The sequence below is a fragment of the Lunatimonas sp. genome, assembly GCF_020832325.1.
Lineage (GTDB): Bacteria > Bacteroidota > Bacteroidia > Cytophagales > Cyclobacteriaceae > Lunatimonas.
Map to the genome: position 1 here is coordinate 39,473 of NZ_JAFIEU010000037.1, position 11,868 is coordinate 51,340.

The 11,868-nt window shown below is 49.7% G+C and carries 8 protein-coding genes; 1 reads left to right on the plus strand and 7 read right to left on the minus strand.

Annotation, left to right across the window (positions count from 1 at the left end; translation table 11 throughout):
- Nucleotides 1-321: 321 nt before the first annotated feature.
- Entirely contained in the window at nt 322-1,869 is a 1,548-nt protein-coding gene (locus JJU34_RS13230; RefSeq protein ID WP_301005374.1) for a M81 family metallopeptidase, read from the minus strand.
- Between the two features lie 428 nt (nt 1,870-2,297).
- On the opposite strand from JJU34_RS13230, the gene JJU34_RS13235 reads away from it, so the two are divergent.
- A complete protein-coding gene (locus JJU34_RS13235) occupies nt 2,298-3,860 on the plus strand; it encodes a metallophosphoesterase family protein (RefSeq protein WP_228692856.1) in 1,563 nt (520 codons plus the stop codon).
- Nucleotides 3,861-4,139: 279 nt separating this feature from the next.
- Here JJU34_RS13235 and JJU34_RS13240 read toward each other — a convergent pair whose 3' ends face one another.
- The 6 genes from JJU34_RS13240 to JJU34_RS13265 all read right to left on the minus strand — a co-directional run bounded on the left by JJU34_RS13240 (nt 4,140) and on the right by JJU34_RS13265 (nt 11,841).
- The gene (locus tag JJU34_RS13240) at nt 4,140-5,441 is read right to left on the minus strand and encodes a sulfatase-like hydrolase/transferase (protein WP_228692857.1); all 1,302 of its coding nucleotides are present in this window, start codon (nt 5,439-5,441) and stop codon (nt 4,140-4,142) included.
- A gap of 94 nt (nt 5,442-5,535) precedes the next feature.
- On the minus strand, nt 5,536-7,038 hold the full coding sequence (locus JJU34_RS13245; RefSeq protein WP_228692858.1) for a sulfatase: 1,503 nt from the start codon (nt 7,036-7,038) through the stop codon (nt 5,536-5,538).
- A gap of 254 nt (nt 7,039-7,292) precedes the next feature.
- Entirely contained in the window at nt 7,293-8,729 is a 1,437-nt protein-coding gene (locus JJU34_RS13250) for a sulfatase (RefSeq protein ID WP_228692859.1), read from the minus strand.
- A 60-nt stretch (nt 8,730-8,789) separates the two neighbouring features.
- Nucleotides 8,790-9,842 (minus strand): nucleoside hydrolase, encoded by a 1,053-nt coding sequence (locus JJU34_RS13255; RefSeq protein WP_228692860.1) that lies wholly within the window; start codon nt 9,840-9,842, stop codon nt 8,790-8,792.
- A 73-nt stretch (nt 9,843-9,915) separates the two neighbouring features.
- A complete protein-coding gene (gene rbsK, locus JJU34_RS13260; protein WP_228692861.1) occupies nt 9,916-10,830 on the minus strand; it encodes a ribokinase in 915 nt (304 codons plus the stop codon).
- 9 nt (nt 10,831-10,839) lie between these two features.
- Nucleotides 10,840-11,841 (minus strand): GRP family sugar transporter, encoded by a 1,002-nt coding sequence (locus JJU34_RS13265; protein WP_228692862.1) that lies wholly within the window; start codon nt 11,839-11,841, stop codon nt 10,840-10,842.
- Nucleotides 11,842-11,868 lie beyond the last annotated feature (27 nt).

Sequence of the window (11,868 nt, forward strand, 5' to 3'; positions counted from 1 at the left end):
ATTGAGGCAATTCGACTAGTATTGGTTTGAACAATCTCAAATTAACGGAAACAAAGTAAGTAAATAAACCCTCAATTCAAAACCAGCCACTGCAAAATACATGCTCAAAAAATGGGCGTGCACACGTACGAAGCAAAAGAATGGGACAAGTGGTCATTAGCAGGGATGAATCCGAAAAAGTATTTCATTCGACGGATTCAACCAGCATTGATTGAACGGCCAATTGACCTAAAAAACAGCAAAAAACGTCAGCTGCCTGTACCTTCATCCAAAAAAAAGGCAGTCTCTGATTGCTCAGGACTGCCCCAATTTGCTCATCCATTACATTTCATGGGAGAGTGGAATAAGTACTGCCCGCAGATCCGGGTCTGCCATGTCCCTATCAAAGGGAAACATAGGTCGATTGATCCGCCTGTATTCCAGTCGATCCAAGTCCTGATCCACGCCTCCAGGCGTCAGCGCCATAATCCAGTCTGCCCGCATATCGTACAGTTCAGGTACCAAGTATCCAATTTTCACTACCACAATATCCGCTTCCCGGGGATTGAGGCCTAACCTGGTAAAGTCTGACTCCCGGTGATAGGGTTTTCGCTTTTTGGTGACTATCACATGGGCACTGCCCACTTTTATCACCACCTCTGTCTCCGCATTTCGGTCTCCGTGCTCGATGGCAAGGACGGTACCCTCCAGCAGTACGGGAGGAGCAAAGCGGTCATCCACCGCCGCCCCGGCCTTCGCCGAAACCCTATTTCCCACACCAGCCTGTACCGCAGCTTCTACGAATTCCGGGCCCGGCAGCGAGGCATAGATCAGCGTAGGTCCGGATTCCTGCTTAAACTCCGGACGCTTTAGGATCTCGTGCATGGTCCAGGTTACGTCACCTGCACCTCCGGCCGTCGGGTTATCGCCCATATCACTGATCATAAAGGGCTTTTTATCGCTTTTCACCGCTTGGTCCAATGCCTCTTTCAAAGTTGCCGTAGGTGCTATAAAGTCAAACTCATTGCGCACCTCCCAGAATGCACGTGCCAGTTCCTCGGCGGTAGTGGTTACTACTGCTTTGTCATCTCCGGTGACCATCACTACTCCTTGATTGCGGGGCTCGTCAGCCCACGCATAGCCTATCCAAATAGCAGCGTCGATCACGCCATCCCTTTCAGCTGCCGGATACACCTTGGCATAGAGGCTCTTACCTGGCTCCACGCGGGTACTGGTTTTTTCACCGGGCAACAAGATGGGCACGGGGATCCATGCCTTATAGGCCGGCTTTCCCTTACCACTCTCTAACCGGTCAAGTAAGTTATCCATTGCCCTCTTTTTGGATTCCAACGCATCTTCGTGGGGTGCCATGCGGTAACAAGTAATAATGTCTGAATGCCCTGCGAGTTCGCGGGTAACGTTTCCGTGCAGGTCCATGGACGTAGAGATCAGGGTCTCCTTGCCGACAACTTCCCGGATACGGGTTATCAAGTCACCTTCCGGGTCGTCCAAACCTTGTACGCTCATCGCACCGTGAATGTCAAAAAACAATCCATCATAGGGCAGGTTTTCCTTTAGCATATCCAGGGTTTTGCTAACCATGGACTCGTAAGCTTCCCGGGACACAATGCCACCCGGAATGGCATGGCCCCGAAAGGTTGGAAACCACTGGGCCCGTTGGCGATTGGCTGAGTCGGGCGCCATAAAAGGGTAATAAGAGAAAATCTCCTCCCCTACCCGTGCTTGAAAGGCATCTTCATGGGTTACCGCAGGAGAAAAGGTGCTTGACTCAATGGCCAATCCAGCGATTGCCACGCGGGGCAGTTTTTTCGCACTTCCTTCGCTACCTGACCCAGAGCAGGCTGCTGTGAACAGTGCCAAAGTCCCCATAGCTACTAGGGAGACAATTTTGTGATAAAAAGCATTCATGATAGATATGTTAGGTTGGTTGATGGAATCAAAAATAAAAAACCCTGGTCACAAAAGAAATATTTTTAGGTTTTATATCTCAAACCTTTGATTTTTTTAAAAAAGTTGATCGTAGTTACTGAATAAAATCACGCCCAATTCAGAGGAAATGCGGCAAAGGTAGGGTATAACTCGTTACGCTCATCTGCATTGCCTAATGGTTGCATTCTCAATGCTATCGACCTGTTGAAATCGGCATATTTTACAAAGTGCATCTGCCAGAAGGGAGGTATCTTGTGAATACTTCATCATCCCTTACCAATTTCTTAACCTACGCATAACCTCGGATTCGTAACTTTGGGGCTATTCGGCAAATACAAAACAACCAACTATTTTTCGTACCTTACTACATGAAAAAACTACTTGTAACCCTCTCCCTACTAGCCGCCTTCCAATGGAGTGTAGCGCAGGAGTACCGCGTATACAAAGCTCCTACCTTTCGCGAAGCCTGGAGCAAACCCTCAGATTATCCGGACCGGATTGTCTTAAACTTTGGGGAGGATGCAGCAAGTCAGGCAAGCGTTACCTGGCGAACCGATACCACAATTAGTACGACCTTTGCCGAAATTGCAGTGGCTGATGCAGCACCTACCTTCTGGCGAAATGCAAAGACAATTCCTGCTAAGACAGAATTATTCGATGCGTCCACGGTAGAATTGGCGCGGGTGAAGGCCCATTACCATTCCGTGACCTTCACGGACCTGCATCCGGCTACCACCTACGCCTATCGGGTAGGAGATGGTGCGACTTGGAGTGAATGGATCCAATTCAGCACTGCCTCCGATGACAAGGACGAACCCTTCGCATTTTTATATGTGGGTGACGCACAAAACTACATCTTAGAGCTTTGGGCTAGGCTGATTCGGGAAGGGTATAGAAAAGCTCCCGATGCCAAGTTTATCATCCATGCCGGCGACCTGGTAAATACCACCCACCGGGATCAGGAATGGCACGAATGGTTTACCGCGGGAGGATTTATTCACAGCATGGTACCCTCCATCTCTACCCCTGGAAACCACGAATACCGCAGCATCCCCGAGTGGGACGGACCAGATGCGGACCGCAGGCTGTCGGTTCATTGGAGGCCACAATTCACCTTTCCGGAAAATGGACCTGAAGGGGTCGACGAACTAGCCGAGACGGTGTACTATACAGACTACCAAAATGCCCGGATTATTTCCCTAAATAGCAATGTGATGCAAGCCGAGCAAATCCCTTGGCTGGAAGAAATCCTCGCTAATAACCCACAAAAATGGACGATCGTCACGTATCACCACCCCTTATTCTCTGCATCCGAAGGAAGGGATAATACACGTCTTCGGGAGGCATGGAAACCATTATTTGACAAGTATAAGGTAGACCTGGCCTTACAGGGCCACGATCACACCTATGCCCGGGGCCGAGTATCACCCGGTGACAACGTGTTGGACGGAGTCAATGCCCGCGATAAAACAGGTACCGTATACGTCGTTTCGGTGAGTGGTGGAAAGATGTACGAACTAAAAGAGAACGGGTGGAACGATTACGAAGCGGATCGGGATCATGCTGCGGAAAACACCCAACTGTTTCAGGTTATTCGTATCGCGGGAGATAAGTTAAGTTTCGAATCCTACACAGCAGTTGGCGAACTGTACGATGCCTTCGATCTGAAGAAGCAAGCCGATGGCACAAATATCTTTACGGAGCGGAAATCCGAAGCGATCCCTGAAAGGCGTTTTGCTAACACGATCCCCTACCAAGACCCTTTGCCGGATCACCTACATCGGATCCTTCAAAACCGGTATCCAGATCATGCCATTACCAGGGTAAGTGCCAGAAAAGAAGGTAGCACCACAGTTTTTGCCGTCCGGATGGAAAAAGGTCGGGAAAGGCTGGAGTTTCAAATCGACGAAAACGGAAAAATTTGGGAATAGATAGTGGATAGAATATGTGAAATTGGAGATAAAACAAAGCATAATGCACGAGTCTGCACCGGTACCGGAGAAATCTCTTTGGGTATAGTAAACACTACACCCAGCAGCAAACCGCCAGGACTCAAAAAACCTCATCGGACATCACGAAACTAGCATCCTTAACCCAACCCAACATATCGACGAACGCATATTTCCACCTACATCGCATAGCATAAATCATTTTAATCTCGACGAAGGCATATTTCGGAGATGTAGGACGTAAGAACCAAGACGTAAGATTCAATGAATTTCCTCCATAACCCGCTGAAAACTAACGGCTACTTCGAGAAGCTCTCCCGTAAGATCCGCCAGGTATTGTGGATGCTGTTCGAGTACATCGGCTTCGATATCAAAAAAGCGACCGTCGTCGTATAGCTTGTACCGCTGATTTCTAACAAAGACCCCGTTGGAAAAACGGCCCCACTTGGGGTTGTAATACATGTAAATATGGGATTTGGGGTTTGCTGGTTTACCCAATACCTGAGGCAAGAAACTCCGACCATCCAACTGCTGCAAGTCGGTTAAGGCAATACCCGCTGCCTCTGCCAAGGTGGGCAAAAAATCACTGAAATCAACCAGATCACTGTTCACCACCCCACTCAATGAGTGGCCTTTCCAATAGGCTATCAGTGGCACTCTGGTCCCGCCGTCTGTCATATTCCCTTTGTCACCCTTTATCACGCGGCCATCCTTCATCTTCGAATAAATGTTCACATGGGTGCCATTATCTCCGGTAAAGATCACCAAAGTATTGTCTGCCACTCCGGTTTCTTCCAGTTTATCCATGATTTTGCCTATGATTTTATCCGTATAGGCCACCATGTCTTTAAAATAACTGGTATCCTGTAGGTGGCGCTTGTCCGGATCAGCCCAATCCCTGCTATCCGGTGTCGGAACAAAGGGGTCGTGAACCAAATTCATGGGGTAATACACAAAGAAGGGGCGGTCCTTTTTCCGGTCTATAAAGTCTAGGATAAAATCAGAAATAACCTTCGAGCCGTACCCATTAGCATCTCTTGGCAGGGCCTGCCCATTTCGAACCAGCAGCGGGTCGGCATATCGTTCACCCTCTGCGCGGGTATTGTGCAATTGCCACAGGCAATATTCGTCGAAGCCGAAATGATGGGGACGGCTGGTATCGTCCCAACCCGGCAGCTTTCCGCCTGATATGCCGTTGAGTTGCCATTTACCTGCCACACAGGTGCTGTATCCGGCATCCTGTAGGAGGTTTCCGAAGGTTTTTTCTTCTGGATCGAGGTATCCAAAGGCCATGTAGTTTCGGAAATTGTATTTCCCCGTCATGATCTTAACCCGTGACGGTGTGCATAATGGCTGAGAGTAACAATGCTCGAACCGGACGCCATCCTCTGCCATACGATCCAAATTGGGAGTATGGTATGCGGCACTTCCATAGCTTCCCAAGCACTCGTACCCCATATCATCTGCCATGATCAGGATGATGTTGGGTCTGTTTACATCCTGTGAAAAAGAAGACGTGAGGAAAAACAGAAATAAACAACTAAGCAAAATTCGGACTAGCATAGGAATCGGAGTTTATAGCCTTATTGACATCAAATGTACTAACTAATCGGAAGCACGCAGCATAGCCACCTACGTGGTTAGCAGAAAAGGAGCCTTATAACAGATGTTTCGGTCCGCTTCGGGCATCCGTGCGCACGGCTTCAAAGATTCGTCTCAATGCGGCAACTTCTTGCTGCATTTCCGGTTTATCAACCAAATTGACATGCTCCTCCGGATCGGTCACGTGATGATACAGTTCCTCATTGGTACCCTCCGCTTCCTCTCCCCAGCGTGTGTATCGCCATTCGCTTGTCCGAACAGTTGCTCCTCCACCAACGGTGATGGAATAGGCGTGATCTTTCTGCTTTTCGGGACGCATCCCTTGCAGTATCGCGGCGAGACTTTGGCCCTGAAGGATACCCGGTTGTTGTCCCGCAAACCCGCCTAGATCGACCAAAGTAGGATAAAGATCAATGAGCTCGGTAATCCCTGAATAGGTACTGCCACGAGCACCTTCGAAATCTTCTCCGGGTACTGAGATGATCAGGGGCGCGGCAACGGTTCCCTCCCAAAGACTCGTTTTGGACCAACTTCCATGCTCGCCCAAGTTATATCCATGGTCCGACATGAAGATGACGATGGTTTTTTCTTTCAAATTTAGTCGGTCCAAGGCGTCCAACAAGCGTCCTACTTGTTGATCCATAAACCGCACACTGGCCATATAGGCTGCAACAGTCTTTTTCTGCTGAAGCTCATCCATGCCCCAGACCTTCTCATTTTGCCTCGTCAATGCCTGTGCAGGTACATTATCGCCGACCACGTAGGTGGGTAATGTTACATCCTCTGGGCGATGACGGGCAAAGCTGCTCTGAGGCGCGATAAAGGGGACATGGGGACGAACAAAACCCACCGCTAAAAAGAAAGGCTCGTCCCGCTTGATACGCTGCATATTGGTGGCGCCCTCCGGGATCTTTCCTGCGCGGTTTTCCAGAATAGCGATCGCTTGACTTGCCGCTAGGTAATCGGTCTGCGTCCCGGCCAAACTGTCTGCCAGAACCATCTGGGCGAAATTAGAGCCATAGTGTTTATTCTTCGGAGACAACAGCTCCATACTCCCCTGACTCATGGTTTCAGGTCCCATGACATTGTAGGCATAATCCCAAGAGTCAGGCTCGTCGCCTCCCGGCTCACCCCGTTCTATACCACCGGGAACACCCATGTGATAGATTTTAGATACGCGGGCTGTGAAATACCCCCGCTCACGAAAAAAGCCCACCATTGAAGGGTGATTTGCCAAAGCCGGCGTCCCTTTGCGGTAGCTGCCGGGCTGGTCATTATTTGAAACGACACCATTGGATTCCGGATATAGTCCACTCATCAGCGATGCCCTGGACGGCCCACAAAGTGGAAACTGACTAAAGGCTCTGGAAAAGCGAATCCCCTCCCCAGCAAGTCGATCGAGGTTTGGTGTGTACTGGTCCACATTCATATAGGGACCGATTTTCGTATTCAGATCATCGGAAATAATCAAAAGGATATTCGGCTTGGCATTGTGCTGACCGAAACCCAAGTGACCTAAAAACAGCGAAAGCAAACCGAATAAGCAGATTATTTTCATAAACTAAGGGAGATTGATAACGAGTCTACTTCAATGTACCAATGAAACACCACCAAAGAGTGCTTTTCAAATATATGCTTATTTTGCCAAAGAAAACTGAAATAAAAAGTAGGACTTTTTAAAATTTACCAAACAACAAACCGATTCTGCTGCCGAGGTATTGGTAGACACCCCCCGTAAATTCTATTGCAGTGAAACATTTCAACGACCTCATTGGATCGGTATCTAATTGGAAAATGTCTGGGTACATTCGTTTACCTGAGGTCATTGTTTCTCACTTCTTCGAGCTTATCCCGTAGAGCCTTTTGAAAGGAAGCTACAATCGGCTGATATTTTGGAAGGTACGCTAGGTTATTGTATTGCTTGGAATCGTGCTGCATGTCAAAAAGCTCCATCCCTCCACCGGCGTCCTCATCGTATTGGATATAGGCCCACTTTTCCGATCGGAGCAAAAAGGAATGCCCCTGACCCCTAACGGAAACCGAAAACGCCATATCCCGGACCTGATGTTCCGGATTCTCTAGGGTTTTTACCAAGCTTTTCCCTTGTACGTGTTCCGGAGTGGGCAAGCCTGCGAGTTCGGCCACCGTGGGGTATAGATCCAACAGCTCCACCAGAGAATGGCAAACCTGCGGTTGTTGACCGGGGATTTTGATGATTAACGGCACCCTGACAGATTCTTCCCTCAAGCTCACCTTCATCCAAAATCCATGTTCTCCCAGATGGAATCCATGGTCTGAGGTGAATATTACAATGGTATTATCCTCCAGTCCCTCTTCTTTCAGCGTTTTCAGTACTTTGCCGACCTGGGCATCCATATAGGAAACCGACGCATAGTAGGCCGCCACCGCTTTTTTCTCTTGCTCTTCCGACATCTTGGCATGCTTGGTGGTGACGTAGTTGATTCCCCGCTCCGGAATATCGTCCCAGTCGTTGATTACCTTGGGGGGCAGTACCACTTCCTGATACGGAAAGGGATCAAAATAGCCTTTGGGGGCCACAAAGGGTACATGCGGACGAACAAAGCCTACGGCCAGAAAAAAGGGCTGATCCTTGTGTAGCCGGATGAGTTCGGATGCTTTCTCTGCCGTCTTTCCATCCGAATGTACCAAATCATCCCCCTCAGCCTTCACGATGGTCATCACATTTCCGCCTTGCTTGGGTTTGAGGCCGAAAGGATTGTTCTGCACCAATTCACTCTCTCCTTCCGCCAGCCACTCCGGTCCCTGACTATTGAACCGTTCTGTCCACGATGCGGGGTCGTCGGTACCGTCGGAACCCTTCTCGATATCTCCCGGCACGCCCATATGGTAAATCTTGCTTACCCGGGCGGTATAATATCCCTTGTCCTTAAACAATTGCGGCCACATCTGACGATCCGGACCTATTTGTTCCCTGCCCGACACGTATCCGAAGGTCCCGCTCCCATGGGGGTAGTATCCCGAAAGCATAGACGCCCGGGAGGGTCCGCACACGGGAAACTGGCAATAAGCTCGGGTAAAAAGGGTACCCTCCGCCGCCAATTGGTCAATGTTCGGTGTGTGTCCGGCTGCATTTTCATAGGCAGAAACGGCCGTATTCGTGAGGTCATCCGAAATAATAAACAGCACGTTGGGCTTGGTATCACCCTGGCCAAAGCTCCATTGGGCAATGAAAAATAACGTTGTGGTCAACTGGTAAATCTTCTTCATCTATTTATCTTGTTTTTTCTCTTTTGTTAATCTAAACCACCCCCAACGACACCTTACCTGCTACTCCTGATAATGTTTTGGCGTAGCTCCCAAGAGGTTGTTGAGGTAGGCTGCAAAACGCTCATCCGTATGCTCCACCTGCTGGATCAAGGTGCGATCATTGACACTATCGTCCGGCATCCAACGTACCCCCTTGTCCATAGCTATCTCCATCCGCCCCGTGCCGGTGTCTTTCAGAAATTCTCCCATTCCCTCCACCGCAAAATAAACCGCGATCAAGTCCCAACTAGGACGCTGATCGGTCAATGTGTGACCAAACATATTCCAAAGCCAGTCCCGGTAGACTGTCCGCACAATATTTCCACCGGGGGTTTGGAGTAGAGACTTTCCGGTCATCACCTGAGAACCTCCGTCCGAAAAAAAGGCCGGCCTTGGGAAATTCGCAATCAAATAGGCCGAATATGCCGCGGTACCATTCCGAAATAGGTTCCAGTCCGGAAAATATTCCCGCACCTCGTTATTGGCATTCACCCCGCCCATGGCTATCCAACGGTCAATCTTTCTACTAACCAATTCATAGCCTGTAAGCGGAGAAACATCATCCGGCTCTGAAACCAGTAGATCGTACAGGCCTTTGGTATGCCCGATGGTTACATACGTGATGCTATGATCCTCCTGAACGGCAAGCAGCCGCCTGTTCAAGCGGGTCTGTTCCTCCGCATCGGTGTTGTAGATGATCCGGTTTTTAAAGGCTGCCGTATCGCGAGCCAACTTCTCCGCGGTCATCTTATCCACCGGATCGCCCACATCGGTGCCGTGATACGCGCCGATCGGAATATCCGGTCGCCCATAGTAGGTATTGATCGCCTCCACGATCCCCGCCCCGAAGGGAACCTTGCCCGAACTGAAGATACAGCCGATAATCTCGGCCATACCAAGATCTGCGTAGCGGTGCAGCACCGCAAAAGCACCGGCATCGTCACAATCAGACCCCATATCGGTATCTAGAATGATTTTAACCGGCAGCACGTAGGACAACTTGGCTTGATCGGATTGAGGAGAGGAACATCCAAAAAACTGAAGCATAGCCAGAAATGCGGTGATCTTTTGCATAAGTGTATGAATTTAGCACATAGCCTTCTTATTTGTCTGATACCTAGTAGCCCTGTCTACCAGAACTTGCAGGCTACAAGAGGAAATTGATGACTTCGTGGAAAAACGGAGCAGAAGGCTGTGCTCCCCGACGGGTTACCGAGATCGCGGCAGCTCTTTGGGCAAAATCGATCGCCTCCCGCATGGTCTGTCCTGCCGCCAACGCCGCGGCAAGGGCCCCATTAAATACATCACCTGCCGCCGTGGTGTCAATCGCCTTAACCGGATACCCAGGAATCATTTCCCTGTGCTCCTTATCGCAAAGGTAAACCCCTTTGCTGCCTAGGGTGATGATAACGGTTTGGATTCCCTTGGCCAACAGCTCCCCGCCAATGGCTGCAATTTCTGCTTCGTTTACTTCCTTTCTGCCGGTAAGTAACGCCGCCTCGGTTTCATTGGGGGTCAATATACTGATTTTTCGCAGCAACCCATCCGACAGATTGGCAGCCGGTGCGGGATTCAGGATAAAGGGTATCCCTCGGGATTCCGCCATCCGGGCTAGCATCTCAATGGTTTCCATGGGTGTTTCGAGCTGTGCCAATGCAATCTTGGCGCCGTCAAAAGCGTCCGCGACACCTTCCATGTCCACTGCCAACAGGTGATTGTTTGCCCCTGACGCAACAGAGATACTGTTTTCCCCTTCGTCAGAGACATTGATCAGCGCCACACCCGTGTGGGTTCCGGCCTGCACCTTGATATATTCGGTATGGATGCCGTCTTTGCGGTAGTTTTCAATGGCTTGCCTTCCGAAGGCATCGTCTGCCACACAGGTGACAAAGGTAACATTCGCTCCCGTTCGTGCCGCTGCAACGGCCTGATTCGCCCCCTTGCCACCGGCAACAATGAAAAAATGGCTTCCTAGGATGGTCTCTCCGGGGGCAGGGATCCTTGGGACTTGTATCACCATATCGGTATTCGAACTGCCTATTACTAGAATTTTTGCTTGCATGATCCTATTTTAATAGATTCTGGAAATGATAATCAATGTCAACCCCACCACAAAGAAAAGAAACATGGCTGTTAGGAGGCCATTGACGCCCTTTGCTGCTTTAAATTCCTTCCAAATAAACACTCCCCAAAGGGCGGCTACCAGCGTGGCACCTTGTCCCAACCCGTAGGAAATGGCAAATCCTGCCTGCTCAGCCGCTATTATATTGAAGGTCATGCCAATACTCCAAATCACCCCACCCAACACACCGATCAGATGCAGTCGGGCATTGCCTTTGGTCAGATAATCCGTGTAAGTTACCTTTTCGCCCGCGAGTGGCTTGTACATAAAAATCGTATTCCATAGGAAATTGGAAACCAATAAACCGAGGGCAAAGATCACCGCAGCCGTATAGGGAGTGAGTTTTCCAACCTCAGGACTCACAAAGTCTGTCGCCATGGACGCCGCAACAAACCGATAAAAAAATGCCATCAAGAAACCTGCAATCAAAGAAATCACCACCCCTTTCACCGTAGTAACCTTGGTAGTGGCAGGTATCTTACGGTAAGCTAGCGCATTGATCACAATAGCCGTGGTCACCATGGCCACCCCTGTAAATAGCAACAACGGGTTTCCAAGTGGGGTGGCGATGTAGTTGATCAATACGCCCAATACCAATGCCAGTCCAATGCCAATGGGAAATGCCACCGCCATCCCTGCAATGGAAATCGCCGCCACGAGTAGGATATTGGCAATGTTAAAGACCACTCCTCCCAAAAAAGCGGAGCCCAAGGCCATGGTTTCTGCCTGCCGTAGATCGGCCAAAAAACGACGGCCCTCGGTTCCCATACTTCCCGCGGTAAAGGCGAGTAACAAGGTTAGCAGCAATACACCCAAGGCGTAATCCCAGTAATAAAGCTGGAAGGGCCATTTATGGGTAGTCATCTTCTGGGTATTGGCCCAGGAACCCCAGCAGAGCATGGTGATGACCACCATAATCACGGCGGTGGTGTAGGTATGGATTACAATCATGGCTATTTTCTTGGGTTTTAAAAATTG

Bases quoted from the DNA above. Each gene is read 5' to 3' on its own strand.
- JJU34_RS13230 (WP_301005374.1), bottom strand. From the start codon at position 1,869: ATGGGGACTTTGGCACTGTTCACAGCAGCCTGCTCTGGGTCAGGTAGC.
- JJU34_RS13235 (WP_228692856.1), top strand. From the start codon at position 2,298: ATGAAAAAACTACTTGTAACCCTCTCCCTACTAGCCGCCTTCCAATGG.
- JJU34_RS13240 (WP_228692857.1), bottom strand. From the start codon at position 5,441: ATGCTAGTCCGAATTTTGCTTAGTTGTTTATTTCTGTTTTTCCTCACG.
- JJU34_RS13245 (WP_228692858.1), bottom strand. From the start codon at position 7,038: ATGAAAATAATCTGCTTATTCGGTTTGCTTTCGCTGTTTTTAGGTCAC.
- JJU34_RS13250 (WP_228692859.1), bottom strand. From the start codon at position 8,729: ATGAAGAAGATTTACCAGTTGACCACAACGTTATTTTTCATTGCCCAA.
- JJU34_RS13255 (WP_228692860.1), bottom strand. From the start codon at position 9,842: ATGCAAAAGATCACCGCATTTCTGGCTATGCTTCAGTTTTTTGGATGT.
- rbsK (WP_228692861.1), bottom strand. From the start codon at position 10,830: ATGCAAGCAAAAATTCTAGTAATAGGCAGTTCGAATACCGATATGGTG.
- JJU34_RS13265 (WP_228692862.1), bottom strand. From the start codon at position 11,841: ATGATTGTAATCCATACCTACACCACCGCCGTGATTATGGTGGTCATC.